Annotated in this window: 17 protein-coding genes and 1 tRNA gene; 17 read left to right on the forward strand and 1 reads right to left on the reverse strand. The window is 69.7% G+C overall.

Annotated features, from left to right (window positions below):
* The first annotated feature begins 50 nt into the window (after positions 1-50).
* The 8 genes from HHL15_RS03180 to HHL15_RS03215 all read left to right on the forward strand — a co-directional run bounded on the left by HHL15_RS03180 (position 51) and on the right by HHL15_RS03215 (position 7,981).
* Positions 51-2,381, forward strand: coding sequence for a Tex family protein (locus HHL15_RS03180; RefSeq protein WP_169144379.1), 2,331 nt, complete (start codon positions 51-53; stop codon positions 2,379-2,381).
* A 105-nt stretch (positions 2,382-2,486) separates the two neighbouring features.
* Positions 2,487-2,852, forward strand: coding sequence for an ArsC family reductase (locus HHL15_RS03185; RefSeq protein WP_169144380.1), 366 nt, complete (start codon positions 2,487-2,489; stop codon positions 2,850-2,852).
* Entirely contained in the window at positions 2,849-3,718 is an 870-nt protein-coding gene (gene hslO, locus HHL15_RS03190; RefSeq protein WP_169144381.1) for an Hsp33 family molecular chaperone HslO, read from the forward strand. The genes HHL15_RS03185 and hslO overlap by 4 nt, the downstream gene beginning before the upstream one ends.
* Before the next feature lie 89 nt (positions 3,719-3,807).
* Complete coding sequence (gene minC / locus HHL15_RS03195) at positions 3,808-4,623, forward strand: septum site-determining protein MinC (RefSeq protein ID WP_169144382.1); 816 nt, start codon at positions 3,808-3,810, stop codon at positions 4,621-4,623.
* Between the two features lie 27 nt (positions 4,624-4,650).
* Positions 4,651-5,466, forward strand: a complete 816-nt coding sequence (gene minD / locus HHL15_RS03200; protein ID WP_169144383.1) for a septum site-determining protein MinD — start codon at positions 4,651-4,653, stop codon at positions 5,464-5,466.
* Between the two features lies 1 nt (position 5,467).
* Positions 5,468-5,728: a cell division topological specificity factor MinE gene (gene minE, locus HHL15_RS03205; protein WP_169144384.1), complete on the forward strand. Its 261-nt coding sequence runs from the start codon at positions 5,468-5,470 to the stop codon at positions 5,726-5,728.
* Positions 5,729-5,739: 11 nt separating this feature from the next.
* Positions 5,740-5,824 (forward strand) — tRNA-Leu (locus HHL15_RS03210).
* A 135-nt stretch (positions 5,825-5,959) separates the two neighbouring features.
* Entirely contained in the window at positions 5,960-7,981 is a 2,022-nt protein-coding gene (locus HHL15_RS03215; RefSeq protein ID WP_169144385.1) for a serine/threonine protein kinase, read from the forward strand.
* Between the two features lie 143 nt (positions 7,982-8,124).
* Here HHL15_RS03215 and HHL15_RS03220 read toward each other — a convergent pair whose 3' ends face one another.
* On the reverse strand, positions 8,125-8,778 hold the full coding sequence (locus HHL15_RS03220) for a glycine zipper domain-containing protein (RefSeq protein ID WP_169144386.1): 654 nt from the start codon (positions 8,776-8,778) through the stop codon (positions 8,125-8,127).
* A 244-nt stretch (positions 8,779-9,022) separates the two neighbouring features.
* Between HHL15_RS03220 and HHL15_RS03225 the strand changes: the two genes are divergently transcribed.
* The 9 genes from HHL15_RS03225 to icmH all read left to right on the forward strand — a co-directional run bounded on the left by HHL15_RS03225 (position 9,023) and on the right by icmH (position 21,906).
* Entirely contained in the window at positions 9,023-10,732 is a 1,710-nt protein-coding gene (locus HHL15_RS03225) for a serine/threonine protein kinase (RefSeq protein WP_206198573.1), read from the forward strand.
* A gap of 142 nt (positions 10,733-10,874) precedes the next feature.
* Positions 10,875-13,109: a hypothetical protein gene (locus HHL15_RS03230; RefSeq protein ID WP_169144388.1), complete on the forward strand. Its 2,235-nt coding sequence runs from the start codon at positions 10,875-10,877 to the stop codon at positions 13,107-13,109.
* A 51-nt stretch (positions 13,110-13,160) separates the two neighbouring features.
* A complete protein-coding gene (locus tag HHL15_RS03235; protein WP_169144389.1) occupies positions 13,161-14,465 on the forward strand; it encodes an OmpA family protein in 1,305 nt (434 codons plus the stop codon).
* Between the two features lie 77 nt (positions 14,466-14,542).
* Positions 14,543-17,086 carry a choice-of-anchor D domain-containing protein gene (locus tag HHL15_RS26870; RefSeq protein ID WP_169144390.1) on the forward strand — a complete coding sequence of 848 codons (2,544 nt, stop codon included), beginning with the start codon at positions 14,543-14,545 and terminating at the stop codon, positions 17,084-17,086.
* Positions 17,083-17,505, forward strand: a complete 423-nt coding sequence (gene mrtJ / locus HHL15_RS03245) for a JDVT-CTERM system glutamic-type intramembrane protease MrtJ (RefSeq protein ID WP_169144391.1) — start codon at positions 17,083-17,085, stop codon at positions 17,503-17,505. Before HHL15_RS26870 ends, mrtJ begins: the two co-directional genes overlap by 4 nt.
* 81 nt (positions 17,506-17,586) lie before the next feature.
* Positions 17,587-18,597, forward strand: coding sequence for a porin (locus HHL15_RS03250; protein ID WP_169144392.1), 1,011 nt, complete (start codon positions 17,587-17,589; stop codon positions 18,595-18,597).
* Between the two features lie 78 nt (positions 18,598-18,675).
* Positions 18,676-19,161: a type VI secretion system lipoprotein TssJ gene (gene tssJ, locus HHL15_RS03255; protein WP_169144393.1), complete on the forward strand. Its 486-nt coding sequence runs from the start codon at positions 18,676-18,678 to the stop codon at positions 19,159-19,161.
* Positions 19,162-19,188: 27 nt separating this feature from the next.
* Complete coding sequence (gene tssK / locus HHL15_RS03260; RefSeq protein ID WP_169144394.1) at positions 19,189-20,529, forward strand: type VI secretion system baseplate subunit TssK; 1,341 nt, start codon at positions 19,189-19,191, stop codon at positions 20,527-20,529.
* 63 nt (positions 20,530-20,592) lie between these two features.
* A complete protein-coding gene (gene icmH / locus HHL15_RS03265) occupies positions 20,593-21,906 on the forward strand; it encodes a type IVB secretion system protein IcmH/DotU (RefSeq protein ID WP_169144395.1) in 1,314 nt (437 codons plus the stop codon).
* The last annotated feature ends 2 nt before the right edge of the window (positions 21,907-21,908 follow it).

The following is a 21,908-nucleotide window of genomic DNA, read 5'->3' on the forward strand; positions in this document are numbered from 1 at the left end:
GGCAGGGCCGGCTTTCTGCACCATGCGCCCTTTTTTGCGTCAAGCCGTCCATGCTTCTGCCGATCGAACAACGTATCGCCTCCGAATTGGGTGTACAGCCGCGTCAGGTTTCTGCAGCGGTGCAGCTTCTCGACGAAGGCGCCACCGTGCCCTTTGTTGCCCGTTACCGCAAGGAGGTGACCGGCGGACTGGACGACACCCAGCTGCGCACCCTGGAAGAGCGCCTGGGCTACCTGCGCGAGCTGGAAGACCGCCGCGCCGCCGTGATCCAGAGCATCAACGAGCAGGGCAAGCTCGACCCCGCCCTGCGTGACGCCATCGAAAACGCCGAAACCAAGCAGCGCCTCGAAGACCTCTACCTGCCGTTCAAGCAGAAGCGCCGGACCAAGGCCCAGATCGCCCGGGAAGCCGGCATCGCGCCGCTGGCCGATGCCTTGCTGGCCGACCCGACCCTGGTGCCGGAGAACGAGGCCGCAGCCTACCTCAATGCAGAAGCCGGCTTCGCCGACACCCGCTCGGTGCTCGACGGCGCCCGCCAGATCCTGATGGAGCGCTTCGCCGAAGATGCCGAGCTGATCGGCAAACTGCGCGAATACCTCCACGACCATGGCGTCGTCGCCTCCACCGTGATCGCCGAGAAAGAGACCGACCCCGCCGCCGCCAAGTTCCGCGACTGGTTCGATTTCCGCGAATCCATCCAGACCGTGCCCTCCCACCGCGCCCTGGCCCTGTTCCGCGGCCGCAACGAGGGCTTCCTGCGCCTGCAGCTGGGCCTCGACTCCGACCCGACCGATGGCAGCCCGGCCGGCCCCAACCCCTGCGAAGGCCGCATCGCCGGCCATTTCGGCATCCGCGACCAGGGCCGCGCCGCCGACGCCTGGCTGCGCGAAACCGTACGCTGGGCCTGGAGCGTGAAGATCTCCCTGCACCTCGAGCTCGAGCTGCTCGGACAGCTACGCGAGCAGGCCGAGGAAGAGGCCATCCGCGTCTTCGGCCGCAACCTCAAGGACCTGCTGCTCGCCGCCCCCGCCGGCCCGCGCGCCACCCTGGGCCTCGACCCGGGCCTGCGCACCGGCGTCAAGGTGGCCATCGTGGACCAGACCGGCAAGCTCCTCGACACCGCCACCATCTACCCCCACGAGCCGCGCCGCGACTGGGACGGCAGCCTGCACCAGCTGTCGAAGCTGTGCGAGAAGCACGCCGTCTCCCTGATCGCCATCGGCAACGGCACCGCCAGCCGCGAGACCGACAAGCTGGCTGCCGACCTGATCAAGCTGCGCCCCGAGCTGGGGATGACCAAGATCGTGGTGTCCGAAGCCGGTGCCTCGGTGTATTCCGCCTCGGAACTGGCCGCCAAGGAGTTCCCGAACCTGGACGTGAGCCTGCGCGGCGCCGTCTCCATCGCCCGCCGCCTGCAGGACCCCCTGGCCGAGCTGGTGAAGATCGACCCGAAGTCCATCGGCGTCGGCCAGTACCAGCACGACGTCAACCAGACCCGTCTGGCGCGGGCCCTGGATTCGGTGGTGGAAGACTGCGTGAACGCGGTGGGTGTGGACGTGAACATGGCGTCGGTGGCCCTGCTGACCCGCATCTCCGGCCTCAACGCCACCCTGGCAGCCAACATCGTGTCCCACCGGGACGCCAACGGCCCCTTCCCGAGCCGCGAGGCCCTGCTGGAAGTCCCCCGCCTCGGCCCCAAGACCTTCGAGCAGGCGGCCGGCTTCCTGCGCGTCACCAACGGCGCCAACCCGCTGGACGCCTCGGCGGTGCACCCGGAAGCCTACCCGGTGGTCGAACGCATCCTCGCCGACATCCAGAAGGGAGCACGCGACCTGATGGGCGACTCCCGCGCGATCTCGCAGATCAAGGCGGAGCGCTACACCGACGAGCGCTTCGGCCTGCCCACCGTGCAGGACATCCTGAAAGAGCTCGACAAGCCCGGCCGCGACCCGCGCCCGGAGTTCAAGACCGCCAGCTTCCGGGACGGCGTCGAGAACCTGAAGGACCTCACCGTGGGGATGATGCTGGAAGGCGTGGTGACCAACGTCACCAACTTCGGCGCCTTCGTGGACATCGGGGTGCACCAGGACGGCCTGGTGCACGTCTCGGCCCTGTCCGACCGCTTCGTCAAGGACCCCCACTCCGTCGTCAAGGCCGGCCAGGTGGTCAAGGTGAAGGTGATCGAGGTGGACATCCCGCGCAAGCGCATCGCCCTCACCATGCGCATGGGCGACCAGCCCCAGGACGCCGCCCGACCCGCCGGGGGTGATCGCCGCGATGCACCGCGAGGCAACGCCCGGCCGGCGGCCGGCAAGCCGAACCGGGAACCGGCGATGGCCGGCTCGCTGGCCTCGGCCTTCGCCAAGGCCCTGAAAAAGTAGGACGCCCCCGGGAATTCCCCGCCCGCCCCCCGGGCCGGATAGAATCCGCCCACCCCATCGATCTGCCAGCGACGCCTTCCGGGGCGTCGCGCCGCTTTCAGCACCATGACCACGATCTACGGCATCAAGAACTGCGACACCATGAAGAAGGCCTTCGCCTGGCTCGACGAGCACGGCCTGAGCTACACCTTCCACGACTACAAGAAATCCGGCATCGACTCGGCCCGCCTGCATGCCTGGAGCAAGGCCATCGGCTGGAAGAGCCTGGTGAACACCCGTGGCACCACCTGGCGCAAGCTGCCTGCCGAGCGCCAGGCCATCGACACCCAGAGCGCCGCGGTGCAGCTGATGCAGGAATTCCCCAGCCTGATCCGCCGCCCGGTGATCGAAACCGATGGCGGCCAGCTGCTGGTCGGTCTCGACCTCGCCCTCTACACCAGCTTCCTCGCCCCCGAAGGGAAAGCCGAATGAGCCAGTCCTACATCCGCCGCTTCCTGCTGGAAGACCTCGACATCCGCGGCGCCCTCGTCAAGCTCGACGACGTCTGGCAAGCCCTGCTGGAGAAGCGCGACTACCCCGCCAACGTGCGCGACCTGCTCGGCGCCATGGCCGCGGTGGGCGGCGTGATCGGCGGCAACCTCAAGCAGGCCGGCCGGCTGACCATCCAGCTGCAGGGGCACGGCCCGGTTGCCCTGCTGGTGGTGGACATCACCGAAGCCCTCAACCTGCGCGGCTACGCCAAAGCCAGCGAGGACGCCGCCGGACTCAGCGGCGTCGCCGACCTGATCGGCGACGGCCAGCTCCTGCTGACCCTCGACATGCCCGGCCTGCGCCACCCCTACCAGAGCTATGTGCCGATCGAGGGCGACAGCGTCGCCGAAGTCTTCGAGCACTACCTGACCCAGTCCGAACAGCAACCCGCTGCCCTGCACACCGCCTGCTCGGCCGCCGCCGCCGCCTGCCTGTTCCTGCAGAAGCTCCCGGATGCCGACAAGAAGGACCCGGACGGCTGGGACCGGGTCACCCGCCTGGCCGCCACCATCCGCCCGGACGAACTCCTCGGCCTGGAACCGGAGGCCATCCTGACCCGCCTCTTCCACCAGGAGACGGTGCGCCTGCTGGATGCCCGCGAAGTCACCCACGACTGGCCGCAGGACTGGGACAAGGTCCGCGACATGCTGCGCTCCCTCGGCCGCGACGAACTGGATGCCATGCTGGCCGAACACGGCGAGATCCTGATCCACGACGACCTGTCGAACCACGAATACCGCTTCGACGCCGACGACGTGGCCGCCCTGTTCGCCGAGCCCCCGCCCGAACCCCGCACCCTGCACTGATCTTCGTTGATTTGGCCGGCAGGCTTGCCCGAAACCCCGCTGAAAAGTAGACTTCAGCGGTTTTAGTCCGCTCACCCGCACACCACTCCATGGCCGAAGCTTCCCTGCAGGGCAAACTGATCGAGTTCAAAGGTGCCAGCCTTGCTGTCATGACCGCCCACCTGCGGGAGACCGAGGCCACGCGCCTCGCCGACGCAATGCACATGATGCTCGGCGGCATGCCCGATTTTTTCGCGGGCGAACCCGCCATCCTGGACTTCGCCCAGCTCACCAGCACCCCCGACCGGGTGGACTGGACCGCCATCATCAGCCTGCTGCGCCGCTACCAGGTGCAGCCCATCGGCGTGCGCAACCTGCCGGACTACCTGCATGACGGCGCCCGCCGGGCCAATCTGGCGATCCTCGGCGCCGAGAGCCTCTCCGCCGAGCGCCCGGTGGCCCCGCCGCCCGCCGCCGCTCCGGCCCCCGCACCTGCGCCGGCACCGGCCCCGGCCCCCGCGACGGTGGCCAGCCCCGCGGTGGCGGCCAACGACAGCGCCGCGCCGCAGCCCGGCCCCCAGACCCTGGTCGTCGAGCGCCCGCTGCGCTCCGGCCAGCAGGTCTATGCCAAGGGTGGCGACCTGGTCCTGCTCGGTGGCATGAGCCCCGGCTCGGAGGTCATCGCCGACGGCTGCATCCACTGCTACGGCCCCCTGCGCGGCCGGGCCCTGGCCGGCGCCCGCGGCGACACCTCGGCACGCATTTTCAGCACCCATTTCGGACCCGAGCTGGTCTCCATCGCGGGGGTGTATCGCACCTTCGAACGGGGCATCCCGCAATCCGTCGCCGGGCGTCATGCCCAGGTCCGGCTGAGCGGCTCGGACACCCAACTTACTCTCGAAATCCTGCCGCTCCAGGGCGACTGAGCGGACTCCATACTTGAAGGGAACATCGTGGCACGCGTCATCGTAGTAACGTCCGGCAAGGGCGGCGTCGGCAAGACCACCACCAGCGCGAGCATCTCCAGCGGCCTGGCCCTGCGCGGCTTCAAGACGGCCGTCATCGACTTCGACGTGGGCCTGCGCAACCTGGACCTCATCATGGGCTGCGAGCGGCGCGTGGTGTACGACCTGATCAACGTGGTCAACGGCGAGGCCAACCTCAACCAGGCCCTGATCAAGGACAAGCACTGCGAGAACCTGTTCATCCTGCCGGCCTCCCAGACCCGCGACAAGGACGCGCTCAGCGAGGAAGGCGTCGAGAAGGTCCTCAAGGAGCTCGAGCACATGGGCTTCGACTACGTCATCTGCGACTCCCCCGCCGGTATCGAGAAGGGTGCCGTGATGGCCCTCACCTTCGCCGACGAGGCCATCGTGGTCACCAACCCGGAAGTCTCCTCGGTGCGCGACTCCGACCGCATCCTGGGCATCCTGCAGAGCAAGAGCCGCCGTGCCATCGAAGGCCGCGAGCCGGTCAAGGAGCACCTGATGGTGACCCGCTACTCGCCGAAGCGTGTCGAAGAAGGCGAGATGCTCTCCTACAAGGACGTGCAGGAGCTGCTGCGGGTCCCGCTGATCGGCGTGATCCCCGAATCCGACGACGTGCTGCAGGCCTCCAACCAGGGCACCCCGGCCATCCACCTCAAGGACAGCGACGTGGCCACGGCCTACCAGGACGTGGTGGCCCGCTTCCTCGATGAAGACCGTCCGCTGCGCTTTGTCGCCTACGAAAAGCCCGGCATCCTGAAGCGTCTGTTTGGAGGCAAGTGAGATGTCCCTCCTCTCCTACTTTTTCGGCTCCAAGCCGAAGACGGCCTCCGTCGCCAAGGAGCGCCTGTCCCTCATCATCGCCCACGAGCGCACCACCAACCGGGCCCCGGACTTCCTGCCGGCCCTGCAGCGGGAACTCATCGAGGTGATCTCCAAGTACGTGAACGTGGGCGTGGACGACATCAAGGTCCAGCTCGAGAAGCAGGACAACTGCGAGATCCTCGAGGTCAACATCACCCTGCCGGAGCAGCCCACCCGCTGAGCCCCGGCCAGGCCCGGATGGTGAAATCGGTAACCACAGCGGACTTAAAATCCGCCGGCGCAAGCCTTACGGGTTCGAGTCCCGTTCCGGGCACCAATCGGCAATAAGACAACGCCCTGCATGCAGCCCATGCAGGGCGTTTGTACATCTGTCCCGGCCCTGGCCCCGATTCATGCCTGGCAGGGCATCAACAAGACCTGAGCGGCCTGTTTGGCTAGAATCTGCACAATCATGAGCGACAACACCGACGACCGGACCGTAGTGCTGAGCGCCACGCCCGCCGCTGCAAAGCCGGCAGGCCAGAGCCACAACGCCCTTCCGCCGGGCACCCGCTTCTTCGACTTCGAGATCGTCGGGCTGATCGGCGAGGGCGGCTTCGGCATCGTTTACCTGGCCAAGGATCTCTCCCTGCAGCGCGAGGTAGCCATCAAGGAGTACATGCCCTCCTCGCTGGCGGTGCGGGAGAATGACACCACCACCGTGGTGGTGCGCTCCGACCGGCACTCCGAGACCTTCGAGATCGGCCGCAACAGCTTCGTGAACGAAGCCCGCCTGCTGGCCCAGTTCGACCACCCGGCGCTGGTCAAGGTGTTCCAGTTCTGGGAGGCCAACGGCACCGCCTACATGGCCATGCCCTACTTCCAGGGGCAGACCCTCAGGGACGTCCTCAAGACCTTCAAGACAGCGCCCGACGAAGCCTGGATCCGCCAGGTCCTGTCGCCGGTGATGGACGCGCTGGCCCTGATCCACCAGGGCAACTGCTTCCACCGCGACATCGCCCCCGACAACATCATGCTGCTGGCCGACGGCAGGCCGGTCCTGCTCGACTTCGGCGCCGCCCGCCGGGTCATCGGCGACATGACCCAGGCCCTCACCGTGATCCTCAAGCCCGGCTATGCGCCGGTCGAGCAGTACGCCGAGATCCCCGGCGTCAAGCAGGGTGCGTGGACGGACATCTACGCGCTGGGCGCCGTGGTCTATTTCATCATCACCGGCCGCACCCCGCCGCCCTCCGTCGGGCGGATGATGCAGGACAACTACGAACCCCTGGAGAAGCTGGCGGCCGGCCGCTATTCAGACACCTTCCTGCGCGGCATCGACCGCTGCCTGGCGGTGAAATGCGAAGACCGCCCGCAGAGCATCGCCGCCATGCGCGAAGCCATCGGCCTCACCGGCCCGGGCAGCGCCACGCCGCCCGCCGGCACCGCGCCGGCCAGCCCCCCTGCCACGGCCACCGCCACGCCCGCTGCCCGCCCCACGGCGGCGGAGACAGCGGCCCGGCCCGCAACGGCCTCGCCGGCGCCTGCCGGGGCCGGCACGGCCAGGAAATCCGGCAAGACGCCGCTGATCATCGCGGCCGCCGTCACCGCCACCCTCGCCGCCGGCCTGGCCTGGCGCCTGAGCAGCTCGCCGGAGACTCCCCCCTCCGCCACGCCGGCCCCGGCGACAACGCCAGCCACGCCGAGCACTCCAAGCACGCCAGCCACTCCCGCCGCCCCGGCCGAGCCCGTGGCACCGACCGCTGCCGCAACGGCCCCCACGCCCGCCCCTGCGGCCACGCCCGCCGCGCCGGCCCCTGCGGCGGCGCCCGCTCCCGTCTCCCTCGACGACGCCATCGCGGCCCTGGCCAGCCGCTCCGACGCCTCCTTCGGCCTGGCGCTCGAGGGGCTCACCAGCCCGGCGGTGCTGGGCAAGGATGTCCTGTCCTTCACCCTGCGCAGCCAGCGTGAAGGCTTTGTGTATGTATTGCTGTGGGACACGGCCACCGGCCTGCTCCAGCAGGTCTTCCCGGGCGGCGCGAACAGTGCCAACCGCATCACGCCCGACAAGCCCTTCCGCCTGACCCGCCAGCTCGCCGCCTACCGGGCCGAGCTGCCGCAGGGCAGCTGGAAGGTGCTGGCCATCCAGTCGGCGGTGCCGCGGGACATGAGCGTCCTCGGCCTCAACGCCGGGGGCAGGTCCGCCCCGGCCACGCGGGCCGTGGTCGAGGCCAGGCTGGCGGCAGCGGGCGTCAGCCTGGCCGGCGCGCCACGCTGCACCGACCCGGCCGGCTGCCCCGACACCTATGCAGCCCTGAGCTTCGAAGTGACCGAGACCGAAGCCCCGGCCAAGGCCGCCGCCAAGGCCCCGCGGGCCGAAGCGCGCGACACGGCCGGCACCGATGGCACCGCCACGGACGCACTCAGGGAGAGCGAGCGCAAGTACATGCGCGACCTCAACAAGGGCCTGGACAAGCTCCTCGAGGGGCGCTGAAGCGGGCGCTCACCCCCCGTAGGGGCGGCTTCCGCCGCCCTCAGCAGCCCTCCGTGGCCCTCCGCTGCCGGATCAAAATCCGCAGGCGTCTGAAGCCGCCCCTCCATGCGCTGCATGAGCATGAAGGAGGATCAGCAGGGCGCTTACACCGAGACCTTGGTCGGGTTCTTGACCTCGATATTGACGCGCTGCACGTTCGCCGGCACGCGGGCATCGGTGAGCTGCTTACGCACCACCGTGCCGCCGCCCGCCTTCTCGGAGGTCTGGATGGTCTTGGCCGCCACCGCCTTGGCGCCCTTCGCCGGCGCGGTGGCGATGCTCATCTCCACCGTCTCCTCGCGCTGGCTGGCCACCTTGCGGGCATAGTCGTTGAGCTTGCGCATCGCCTCACGGCCTTCCGGCGTCTCCAGCTGGCTCACCGGAATATCCACCGACACCGACTTGAAGGCCGACACCGACTCGGTCTTGCCGGTCTGCTTGTCGGTTGCGCTCACCGCCTCGGTCTGCACCGTGGACACCTTGGCGCCCTCCACCTTGCGCGCCGCCTCGGCGGCCTCCCGGGCCTCGTCGATCTCCGCGCTGCGGGCCCGCTGGTAGCCGATCAGGCCGCCCACCACGGCGCCGGCCACGCAGGCGGTGGCCGCATCGTTGCGGGTCAGCTTGGCCAGCGCCACGCCGGCCACGCAGCCCACCGCGGCGCCCACCCCGACATTCTGGGTCTTCTGGTCTATGTCAAGATTTGCGCAGGCATTGAGCACCATCGACGCAGCGATGGGCAGAACAAGTCCTTGGCGCATCGAGTACAAGCGCATCGCATACAACATTTCGAACCTCACGAAATTCGTCCAGCTTTCATCGGGCTGTGGCGCTTCAATCATAGCAGGGGGCAAGGCCCGGGCCCGCTCCGGCATCGCTGCGGCACCACCCCGCCATGCTACGATTATTTTCAGCTGGCCCCTACCCTGAGCGGCCCACCCCATGCCCCCGCCCGACGGCCCCGACACACCCGCACGGACGCCTCTTCCAGACACTCCATCGGCCATGAGCAACGCACCAGAAGAAGACGACCGCACCATTCTGTCCCCCGCCGGTGACGGCCCGACGACGAGCGCCGGGCAGGCCCCGGCCGACGACGACGAGGACGGCCACGCCCTCCCCGCCGGCACCCTGATCGGCGAGTTCGAGCTGCGGGCCAAGATCGGCGAGGGCGGCTTCAGCATCGTGTACCTGGCCTGGGACCACTCCCTCGAGCGCAAGGTGGCCCTCAAGGAATACATGCCGGGCTCGATCGCCTCGCGCCGCGGGCCGACCACCGTGGCGCCCCGCTCCGAGCGCCATCGCAGCACCTACGAGGCCGGCCTCAAGAGCTTCGTGAATGAAGCCAAGCTGCTCGCCCAGTTCGACCACCCCTCGCTGGTCAAGGTGTACCGCTTCTGGGAGGCCAATGGCACCGCCTACATGGTCATGCCGCTCTACGAAGGCGAAACCCTCAAGGACCGCATCCAGGCCGACCGCAGCCAGGTCAGCGAGGCCTGGCTGCGCGGGATCCTCACCCCCCTGTGCGACGCCCTGCGGCTGATCCACGGCGAGCAGTGCTACCACCGCGACATCGCCCCCGACAACATCATCCTGCTGGAGGGCAGCGGCCGCCCGCTGCTGCTCGACTTCGGCGCCGCGCGCCGGGTCATCGGCGACATGACCCAGGCCCTCACGGTCATCCTCAAGCCCGGCTACGCGCCGGTCGAGCAATACGCCGAGCTGCCCGACATGAAGCAGGGCCCGTGGACCGACGTCTACGCCCTGGCTGCCACCGTGCATTGGGTGATCACCGGCAGCACCCCGCCGCCCTCGGTGGGCCGCCTGCTCAACGACCAGTACCAGCCGCTCGCCGGGCGCGCCCCGGCGGGCTTCAGCCCGGCCTTCCTGGGCGCCCTCGACCGGGCCCTGGCGGCCCGGCCCGAGCTGCGCACCCAGACCATCAGCGACTTCGGCCAGGACCTCGGCCTGCTGCAGCCCGCCCCCTCCAACGCCACCCGGCTGGCCGACAGCCCTGGCGTGACCCGGGCAGCCGCGCCAGCCAGCGCCGCCCCCCCGCGGCCCACCCCGCCCGCGGCCGCGCCAGCCCCGCCCCCCACCCGCCGCCTGCCCACCCTGGCCCTGGCGGGCGGCGCCGCCCTCGCCGTGGCCGCCGCCGCGGCCTGGTGGCTGGGCAGCCGCCCCCCCGCCCCCGCCAGCCCTGCCGTGCCGGCGCCCTCCCCTGCAACACAATCGTCCACACCTGGAGCACAACCGTCCACGTCTGGACAAACGGCGTCCACACCTGCACCACAACCGTCCGCGCCTGGACAAGCGGCGTCCACCGCTGGACAAAATCCACCCAGGCCTGAACAAGATTCGTCCACCGCTGGACAAAATTCATCCAGCCCTGGACAAAAATCACCCAGCCCTGCAGCAGCGCCGTCCACACCTGGACCCGAATCACCCACACCTGGACCCGCCGCGTCCAGCGCTGCAGCCAAACCGTCCACCGCTGCACCTCCGGCACCAAAGCCCAGGCCAGAGAGCTCCGGCCGCGACAAGGCCGCCGCCCCCACGCCACCCCGCAAGCCGGAAAAAGCAGAAAAAACCGACAAGGCCGAAAAGGCATCCGCCCCCCGTTCGGCCGAGTGCGCCAGCATCCTGCAACGCATCTCCCTCGGTGAGAACTCGCCGGAACTCATGGCCAGGCTTGAAAAAGCGCGTTGCCGTTAATCCGCCGGGATGCTAAAAATACACTCACGAGCCAGGGATTCCGAACTGCCAGAGTCACGATAAAGCAGCATGGCCGCCTCACCCGCCACGCGGTGAAGCCTGCAGCACCAAAACGCTCAAGCCCCGGGGAGGGATGCCAGTCATGCGAGTCTTGCCAGCCAAGCAGCGCGCCCTTGCGTGCGTACTATGCGCAGCCACCCTGATCATCTCCGGCTGTGGCGGGGGCGGCAGTTCGGACGGGGTCAAGAAGAGCACCGGCGCCACCCGGACCACCCTGCAGGTCGAAGGCCGTGACGGCGACGGCGACAGCCTGAACTACCAGTGGCGCGTCACCGCCGGCAGCATCGACAACCGCAACGCCAGCGACACCACCTGGACCCTGCCCGACGGCCCCGGCCTGCACTTTGCCTACGTCCTCATCGGCGACGGCCGCGGCGGCTACGTCGAACAGCAATACGCCGTCGGCAGCGACGCCTTCAAGATCCCCGCGCCCACCACCTCCCCCGTCAGCTACACCCCACCCGCCGTTGCCAGCGCCGACGAATTCGACGGCAGCCCGGTGCGCCTGCGCCTGCGCAGCGGCCTGGCCACAAACTTTGCCGGCGCAGGCGGCGCCCAGGCCCGCTTCGTCTATCTGCCCGACATCCGGGTCCGCGTGCTCAAGTCCGGCACGGGCGAACAGGTCTTCGCCGGGGCCACCGACCTGGGCGGCGAGCTCACCATCCCGGCCCTGCCCAGCGGCCAGTCCTACGATGTGCAGTGCAGCTCGCCGCAGGGCATCCCCCTCGGCGGCTGCGGCGCGATCACCGGCAGCAGCACCGCCCAGGGCCTCACCCTGGCGGCCAGCCCCCCCACGCCGGCGCGCAACCTGCTCCTGTTCGGCCACATCGGCCTGGCCGACGGCGGCGTGTGCGGCGTCGAGAACCGCTTCTTCGGCGTCGAATCCAGCGCCACCGTGCAGATCCTGCAGGCCGACGGCAGCAGCCTGACCCCGCCCCTGCGGGTCAACCGCTTCGGCGACTACGCCGTGGACGCCGCCGTCGTCGTCAATGCAAAACTCAAGGCCCGCGTCACCTGCGAGTCCTACACCACCGTCATCGACCTGCCCACCCCGGCAAACGGCTACCTGGGCGCCCCGGTCGAGTTCTCCCACGTCATCCCCAACAACCGGCCCGGCCTGGTCAAGATGGTCGCCAACGGCCCCGATGGCAACGTACGCGGCCAGATGGTGGTGCCGGTGGGCGGGTCCTTCTCCATCGCCCTGCCGCGCGCCGACCAGTTCCTCACCTACAAGGGCGCCGACACGCGGCTCGGCGCCTGCAACTACTACCGCTCCTTCGGCGCGGTGAAGGACTGCGACGCCCAGGGCAACATGAGCGGCGCGATCACCCTCGAGGACTGGAAGCGCGAGCACAAGTTCGGCAGCTACAAGGCCGGCAACGAGGAAGTCAGCGCCACCTACGTCAACCAGCGCGACCTCAACCTGGTGCGCCGCATGGTGGCCACCCAGACCGCGCCGGACAAGATCGCCTTCTACGTGTGCAACCACCCCGGCCCCGACGGCGACACCCAGCGCGAGACCAACGACGTCATCGACACCGCCCTGGCCGACGAGAAGCAGGTGGCCTGCGTGGCCATGGAGTACTCGCCGGTCGCCGGCCGCAGCGGCAACCAGCCCTTCACCAAGTTCCTCACCTTCGGCCCGGACGGCAAGCTGATCCTGTCGGTCAACCTCGACGGCCGCGGCGAAAAATACATGCCCGGCGCCTGTGTGGCCTGCCACGGCGGCACCTCCTACCTCGGCCGCTTCGCCGAAGCCGGCCACCCCAGCCCCGACCTCAAGTCCAGCTTCCTGCCCTTCGACACCGGCAACTACCTCTTCTCCAACCGCCGCGGCTACTCCGAGGCCGAACAGTCCGCCGCCCTGCGCAAGCTCAACGACCTCGTGGTGGCCACCAAGCCCACCACCGCCACCAAGGCCCTCATCCAGGGCTGGTACGCCGGCTCGCCCCAGGTGCTCGACAAGGCCTACGTGCCCCCCGCCTGGCTCGACTACGACACCGTCAAGTCCGGCGCAGCACGCTTCTACCGCGAGGTGGTCGGCACCTCCTGCCGCACCTGCCACGCCGCCATGCAGGACAGCTTCGACTGGGACAGCGCCAGCGGCGGCCAGCCGCGCCTGATCGCCCGCCAAGGCTTCCCGCACATGTGCGGCGGCAACGCCGACCTGCATCTCAACGGCTCCATGCCGAACGCCCTGATGTCCCTCGACCGGCTGCACACACAGATGCGCACCGACGCCTCGCTCAGCGCCCTGGTGCAGCAGTTCCTCGGCTGCACCGAGCCCGCCCCCGACCCGGTCTACCCCCGCCGTTGAGCCCGTCTCCGGCCCCCGCCCATCCGCCAGGAAGCCCCGATGAAAACCCCGATGAAAACCCGCCTCCCCCTCAACACCCTGCTCGGCACCGCGCTGCTGAGCCTGGGCCTGGGCGCCTGCAGCAACCTCACCCCGCCCGTCGCCAGCAGCGCCCCTCCGGCAACCGCCAAGACGGCCGCCAGCCCGGCGGCCACCACCGACCCGGACTACGAAGCCCCCGCGGTGGCCCGCCCCGTGCGCAAACCCCTGGTGGCCCCCGCGCCGATCAAGTTCGAGGACGCCATCACCCGGGCCGGCGACCAGCTCTTCGAAGACACCCTGGCCGAGCTGGGCAAGGGCAAGCGGGCGGTGGTGATCGACCCGCTGATCGACGCCAACACCGGCGCCCAGACGGTCAGCACGGTCAAGATGGGGCAGCAGCTCGAGGCCCTCCTCAAGAAGCGCCATACCAACCTCAGCATCAAGCCGCTGACCCGCCAGACCCTGGCCGAGCAACCCCTGCTGCTGATCGGCACCCTCACCCCGGTCAATGTGGAACGGGCCATCGACACCCCGCCGGACGCCTTCCGGGTCTGGCTCACCGTCATCGACCTGCGCACCAAGCGCGTGGTGGCCAAGCAGATCGACCGGGCCACCGTCGCCTCGGTCAACCCGGAGCCCCTCCCCTACTTCCGCGACAGCCCCAGCTGGCACAAGGACAAGACGGTGATGGGCTACATCAACTCCTGCCAGGTCAATACCCAGATCGGCGACCCGGCCGACCCGGACTACCTGTCCCGCCTGCCCGCCGCTGCCGTGCTCAACGAAGCCCTGATCGCCTACAACGACGGCAAGGTGCTGGACGCCAACCGCCTCTACAAAGAGGCCGCCGGCCTGGCCGACAGCGGCGACCTGCGGGTCCTCAACGGCCTCTACCTGACCAACTGGCAGCTCGGCCGGCGCGACGCCGCCCAGGACGCCTTCGGCAAACTCGTCGCCTCCGGCCTCGAAGCCAAGCGCCTGCCCATGAAGCTGCTGTTCAAGCCCGGCACGGTCAATTTCAACGACGTGGGCGACCTGCCCACCCAGTACCAGCTGTGGCTGGCCACCATGGCCCGCGAAGCCGGCAAGACCCCCGCCTGCATGAAGGTCGTCGGCCACACCAGCCGCACCGGCAGCGCCAGCACCAACGAGCGCCTGTCCCTGCGCCGCGCCGAGGCGGTGGTCAAGCTCCTCGAGAACCGCGACGCCAAGCTGCGCGCCCGCCTGTCGGTGGGCGGCGCCGGCTCCCGCGAAGCCCTGATCGGGCTGGGTACCGACGACCAGCGCGACGCCCTCGACCGCAGGGTGGAGTTCCGCGTGGTGGATTGCATCTGAGCACAGAGCAAGACCGTCCTGCGGCCTGAGGCCGGACCGGACTGCCGAACAATCGACACATTCAGGAGAGCCCCATCGTGCCTGCCGGATCTGCTGGTCTGAAGTCGCTTCGCCGCATCGCCGCAGGGTTGGCGCTGGGCATCCTGGCAGGCTCCGTTGCGGACGCCGCGCCGCTCGACCCGCCCGACGCCTGGGACGTCACCCCTTGGGGCGGCTCCACCTGCTCTTCCTGCCACCTCAGCCCGCCCGGCAGCGCGACGTTCGGCGTCCGTGGATTCACCTTCCTGCCCACCCTGCTCGCAGCAGATCCGTCCAAGCTGACCGACGCGATCGCCGGCCGGGTGACAGGCCCCACCCCGGCGATCACCGCGCCTCACCCCATGGTGACCTTCTACAACGGCGGCGCCCCCAACCCCGCCGCCCTCAGCGCCATCAACACCTATCTCGTCGGCATCCGGGACGGCGATGTCCGCGCCGCAACGCCCCTGGCAACGCTGAGCGCCCTGGTCGGCCAGGAGAGCGGCAGCACCCAGGCCTTCGTCATCACCAACTACCGCGCCACCGAAGAGGACTTCACGGTCAGCCCGGCCCTGCCCGCCGCCGCGGGGGGCGGCATCGTCTTCTGGTACTCCGTGCAGGCCGGCGGCAACTGCACCAGCGGCAAGGTTGCGGCCAACGGCGGCAGCTGCACGATGGAGGTGCATTTCAAGCCCAATGCCGCCGGCGACACATCCCGCGCCTTCACCGTGGCCGTCGGCAGCGGCACCCCCTTCAACCTGAGCGTGACGGGCACCGGGATTCTTCCCGTCATCAGCCTGACGCCCGCATCGGTGGGCACCATCACCGCGTCCACCTCGGCCCCCACCGACACGGCGCTGGTCCTGCAGAACACCGGCACCATTCCCGTCAAGCTGAACGCCCTGGACTTCGACAGCCCGGCCGGGCCGCTGTCCACCCTCCCCGGCGGGAGCCGCTGCAGCGTGGGCCTCGACCTCGCCGTCGGCGCCACCTGCGACCTGATCATCCGCTACGCCCCATCGGTCACCAACGGGGCGGGCACGGCGCGCAGCCTGCTGATCCGCTTCACCGACGCGAGCGGCGCCGTCTTCGGCACCGACAAGACCCTCAACTTCACCACCATCGCCACCTCCAACCCCATTCCGACCCTGGTGGCCAGCCTCTTCCCGGCCACCATGGACCGGCCGGTGGGCAGCCAGGCCAGCCACAGCCTGATCGTGCAGAACATCGGCAGCGCCGCCATCGCCTCCCTGAGCGTCACCAAGACCGGCAGCGCGGCGGCCGACTACAGCTTCACCGAGAACTGCTCCACCAGCATTCCGCAGCCCTCGGGCGCCAGCACCTGCACCATCGAGCTGAGCTTCAAGCCCAGCGCCCTGGGGGTCCGCCCGGGTAGCCTGCAGATCGACTACGTGTCGGCCGCGGCGCTCGCCCAGCAGCTGCTGATCACCATGAACTTCCAGGGGGTGCCCCCCTCCACCGCCAAGGCCAGCCTGCCGGCGAGCCTGGACTTCGGCAACCAGAGCATCAACAGCCTCTACCCGCCGCGGACCCTCACCCTGACCAACACCGCCGCCGGCCCGCTGAACATCAACGCGGTCGCCATCAGTGGCGCCGGCTTCTCGCTGGTGGACAGCCCGGCCTGCCCCTCCAGCATCGCCGGTGGCGGCAAGTGCGAGATCCGGGTGGCCTTCCAGCCCGTCGCTGCCGGCACGGACTACAGCGCCACCCTGCAGGTCACCACCAACGCCGAAGGCTCGCCGCACACCGCCACCCTGAAGGGGCGCGGCACCAATGAGGCGGCGCCGGTCCTGGCGTGGTCGGTCGCCAGCCTGGACTTCGGCAGCGTGGCCGCCGGCAGTGCCGTCGAGCTCGACGCAAGCCTCACCAACCCCGGCCCCGGCGCGGTGGTCTTCCAGTTCGCCAACACGGTCGGCGCCCATGCATCGGCCTTCAGGATCACCTCCCAGTCGTGCAACAGCGGCGACTTCATCCCCCCGGCGGGCACCTGCCAGTTCAGGCTCAGCTTCAGCCCCGCCTCGGGCGGCGAGAAGCTGGCCTCCCTGCAGGCCGCCTCGACCGGCAGCGCCCCCGGCCTGCTGAGCCTGCGCGGGGTCGGTCTGAGCGGCGCGGCGCCCGGCGCCAGCCTGTCGGTGAGCAGCCTGAACTTCGGGCACGTGAAGTCCGGCTCCAGCTCCGACCCGCTGCTGGTCACGCTGCGCAGCAACGGCTCCACCACCCTTCGCGTGCAGTCCCTGGCGGTCAGCGGCGCCTTCGTCGTGCAGGGCAGGACCTGCCCGGCCGCGCCTTTCGAACTCGTGCCGGGCTTCGACTGCAGCCTCTCCGTCACCTTCTCGCCCCGCGCGGAAGGCGCGGCCAGCGGGATGCTGACGATCAGCTCGGATGCCGCCGACACGCCGGCCCTGGAGGTGGCCCTCAGCGGCCAGGGTGACCCGGCGCCGAAGACTTCGGGTGGCGGTGGCTGCACCCTGGTGCGCGGCGACACGCCGGCAGACCCGACCCTGTGGGCCCTCGCCCTGGCCGCCCTGGCCGTGCTCGGCTGGCGCCGCCGCACTGCGGCGGCGCGGAGAGATCCGGCATGAACACGCCCTGGCCGACAGCCGCTCCGCTTCCACCGGCGCGTCGCCCGTCGGGCGTGGCCACGGGGCTGGCGCTGCTGGCGGCGGCCCTGCTGGCGGCGGCTCTGGCCGGTGGGGCGACAGGCCGGGTGTGGGCCCTGCTGGTCTTCGCCCCGCTGGCCGAGGAGATCGTGTTCCGCCTCGGCCTGCACGAAGCCCTGTTGCGACGCGGCTGGGCCGGCTGGCCGGCCGGGCTGCTCGTGGCGCTGGCCTTCGGGCTGGCCCACCTGGCCTTGCGCGGCGAGCTGCAGGCCGTGGCCGTGGCCCTGCCGGCGCTGGCCATCGGCGTGGTCTACCAGCGCTGGCGCAAGCTGGCCCCCTGCGTGCTGCTGCACGCCCTGATGAACGGAGTCTGGCTCGTGGCCACCCACCCCACCTGGTGAGGCCGCGCTCCAGGCCCGGGCCGGGCCCGCTTGAAAACCGGCCCCCGGTGGCATCCAACCCGAAGACAGTGACGACACATCATGAAAAAAATGTCCGGATTCCTGCACGCCTGGCTGCTCTGCGCCCTGCTCCTCCTGTCGGGGAGCGCCCGCGCGCAGTTCGATTACGACCTCCATGGCGTGCTCGACCTGTCCTACGGCGCCTTCGGCCAGAGCGGGCTGGCCCGGGACGTGCGTTTCAACAGCAACTCCCTGTCACCCAGCTTCGTCGGTGTCACCGGCAGCTACGGCTTCGACGGCGGCTGGACCGTGCTGGCCGTGGCGGAGACCTTCCTCCGCTTCCAGGACTTCAAGACCGGACGCCGGGACGACGACCCCATCCTGTCCCGCAATGCCTTCGTGGCGGTGCGCAACAACGACTACGGCACCCTGCGCTTCGGCCGCCTGCAGACCCTGCTGTTCGACACCACCAACCGCTTCAATGCCCTGGGCAACTCCGGCCTCTCGCCGGCCATCCGGCATCTCTTCCTGAACGGCAACCTGCAGGGGGTGGAGGGCGACTTCTACTGGGACAACGCCCTGGGCTACACCTCGCCCAACCTGGAGGGCGTCACCTTCAGCCTGATGCAGGCGGCGCAGAAGAAGGATGAGCGCGGCAGCCATCAGGGGGCCAGCGTGGTGTGGTCGATCGGGCTGCTGGCGGTCGAGTTCGCAGCCCAGAACGTGCACATCAACGACGGCATCAAGGACCCGACCAAGGAAAGCACCTGGCAGCTGGGCAGCAGCTACAACTTCGGCTTCGCCAAGGTCTTTGCCCTCTACTCGCAGATCCAGGACCGCGGGCTGGACGTGGACGGCAAGCTCACCTCGGCCGGCGTGACCCTGCCGCTGGGCCCCGGATCGGTGCTGTTCCAGGTCGGCTCGAGCACCGCCCAGGGGCCCGCGGTGGACCGCAAGCAGACCACCATCAGCTCGGCCTACGTGTACGCCTATGACAGCGACACCGACCTCTACGTGATCGGCATGGACGACCGGATCCGCGGCCAGGGCAGCGGCCAGTCGGTGGCCGTGGGCGTCAAGCTGAAGTTCTGAAGCATCGCGCGGCGGCGCGCTCCAGCACCGTGCTAACAGGATAAACTGCGGCGGTCGTCGACTTGCGGACCCTGATTCATGTGGAAGCCATTCAAGACCGGTTGCCAGCTAGGCCTGTGCATTGCGCTGAGTGCCTGTGGCGGCAGCAAGCCGCAGATCCAGATTCCTGAACTCCCCCCCACCGTGGTCCAGCTGACGCTCCAGGCCGACGCCGCAGTCAACCAGGACAGCCGCGGCCGCCCCACCCCGGTGGTGGTGCGCTACTACCTGCTGTCCCATCCGGCCTCCTTCGAGGCGGCCGACTTCTTCTCCCTCTTCGATGCCGACGAGAAGACCCTCGGCGCCACCAGCGTACAGCGCGAGGAGATCACCCTGCGGCCGGGCGAGAGCGTCAAGACCATCCTGCGGCCGGGTGCCGAGGTCAAGTCGATCGGCGTCTTCGTGGCCTACCGCGACCCCAACCGGAGTGTCTGGCGGGCCGTGGCCCCCATCCAGCGCAACATGCTCAATACCCTGCAGGCGAAAGTCGGGCGGGACTCGGTCAGCATCGGCCCCCAACGCTGACCGGCGCCGGCCCAGGAGATCATCACAATGTCTTGGTTCAGTCGGGTTGTCTGGTCGGAAGGCCTCTTTCTGCAGCCCCAGCATTTTCAACAGCAGGACCGCCACGCCGCCTGGTGGGTGGAGTCCCGCGTGGCGCCCCTGGTCGGCAACCACTGGGGCTTCTCCCACCTGGTGATCGACGAGGCGGCCCTGGTGGCCGGCAAGTTCGCCATCCTCGAAGCGCGCGGCATCCTGCCCGATGGCACGCCCTTCGACATCCCCAACGTGGACCTGCCCCCGCCGGCGCTGGACTTCCCCAGGGACGCCAAGGACCAGATCGTCTGCCTGGCGCTGCCCCTGCGGCGTGCCCAGGGCCTCGAGGTCAGCCTCGACTCCGCCGATGCCACCGCCCGCCTGGCCCGCTACGAGCCGGTGGATTTCGAAGTCAGCGACGCCCACACCGAGAAGGGCGGCGCCTTCTCCATCCAGGTCGGGCAACCCAAGCTGCGCCTTGCCCTGAGCGACCCGCTCACTGATGCCTACGCCCGGGTCGGTGTGGCCCGCGTCACCGAGAGACGCGCCGACAACAGCCTGCTCCTCGACCGCGGCTACATTCCCCCCGTGCTGGACAGCGCCGTCTCCCCCGTGCTCGACGGCTACATCAAGGAGGTCAGCGCCCTGCTCCACCAGCGCGGCGACGCCCTCGCCTCGCGGCTGGCCCATCCGGGTGCCGGTGGCGTGGCCGAGGTGGCGGACTTCCTGTTCCTGATGACCGTCAACCGCTACCAGCCGGTGTTCGACCAGTTCCGCTCCGATCATCCGCTGCACCCGCGGCATCTGTTCGAGCGCCTGCTCGAGGTGGCTGGTGAGCTGTCCACCCTCGCCACCAGCGGGCGGCGCCCCGGGGACTTCCCGGTGTATTGCCACGACGAGCTCGACCTGTGCTTCCTGCCCCTGATCCGCGCCATCCGCCTGGGGCTCACCACCCTGCTCGACCAGAACGCCATCGCCATCGACCTGCAGGACCACAAGCAGGGGCGCTACGTGGGCCACATCATCGATCGCAGCCTGCTGCGCAATGCCGGCTTCATCCTGGCCGTGAACGCCCAGCTGCCCGGCGAGATGCTGCGCACCCGCTTCCCGGCCCAGGCCAAGCTGGGCCCGCTGGAACGCATGCGCGACCTGGTCAACCTGCAGCTGCCCGGCATCGCCCTGCGGCCGCTACCGGTGGCCCCGCGCCAGATCCCCTACCACGCGGGCTTCTCGTACTTCGAACTCGACAACACCGGCGACCTCTGGCAACAGTTGGACGCCTCCGGCGCCCTCGGCATCTATGTGACCGGGGACTTCCCCGGCCTTGATCTTTCCCTGTGGGCCATCCGCGCCTAGGCGCGGGCCCCGGCGCAATCGTTCCCCCCGCCGGCGCGGGGGTGTCATTGAGAGGTTTGCCCCATGGCGCACGATGATCCGTTCGGGCAGATGCCCGCCGATCGCACCCTGATCATTCCGTCTCCGGGTGCCCGACCGGCCCCCCAGGCCGGTTCGCCGCCTCCGCCCCCCGGCGGAGGGCGCTACGAGCGGACCGACATGAGCGCCCTCGACTGGGAAACCGGGCTCAACCCCCTCGTCGCAGCCGCCAGCCCCCTGCTCAACCTGGCCCCGCAGCTGCGCCAGGTGGCGCCGCCCGACCCGACCGGCCTGCGCACCACCCTGGCCCAGGCACTGCAGGAGTTCGAACGGCGCGCCCGCGCCTCCGGCAGCCCCAACGAGCACGTGGTGGCTGCCCGCTACGCCCTGTGTACCTTTCTCGACGAAGCCGCCGCCAACACCCCCTGGGGCGAGCGGATCTGGGCCCAGAACAGCCTGCTGATCCAGTTCCACAACGAAGCCTGGGGCGGTGAGAAGTTCTTCCAGCTGATGGGCAAGGTGGCCGAACAGCCGGACACCCACCGTCATCTGCTGGAGTTGTTCTACCTCATCATCAGCCTCGGCTTCGAGGGCCGCTACCGGGTCCTGCAGAATGGCGCGGCCCAGCTCGAACAGGTGCGCGAGCGCCTCTACGGCATGCTCAGCCGGGTGCGCAGCGAACCCGACCGGGAGCTCTCTCCCGACTGGCGCACCGCCGCCAGCCAGCGCAAGCCCCTGCGCGACAGCCTGCCCGTGTGGGCCGTGGTGGCCGTGGCTGCGGCCCTGACGGGCCTGATCTACGTCGGCGCCTCCTTCGCCCTCAACCGCAAGTCCGACCCGACCTTCTCCGACATCCTCGCCCTCACGGTGGCGCCCCGCAGCGCCGTGGCCAAGCCGGCGCCCCCGGCAGCGCCGGCCCCCGACCGCCTGGCCGGCCAGCTGGCCGCGGACGTGCGTTCAGGCCGCCTGGTGGTGCAGGACCTGGCCGACCGCAGCATCGTACTGGCCCAGGGCGACGGGCTCTTCGGTGCCGGCAGCGCCACCCCGTCGGCCACCTTCGTCGAGTTGCTCGACCACATCGGCACAGCCGTCGCCAAGCTGGGCGGCACCGTGGTGGTCCGCGGCCATACCGACAACCAGCCGATCCGCTCGGCACGCTTCCCGTCCAACTGGCACCTCTCCAAGGCCCGTGCCGACGCGGTGGCGGGCCTGCTGGCGGCGCGCCTGCCGGGCAACAGCACCATCAAGGCGGAAGGCATGGCCGAAAGCGTGCCCGTCGCGCCCAACGACTCGCCCGAGGGACGCGCCCGCAACCGGCGCGTCGAGATCGTCGTGTTCCCCCCGGCTCCGGGCAACTGACC

Origin of the sequence: Zoogloea dura, assembly GCF_012927165.1 — a bacterium.
GTDB classification, from domain to species: Bacteria; Pseudomonadota; Gammaproteobacteria; order Burkholderiales; family Rhodocyclaceae; genus Zoogloea; species Zoogloea dura.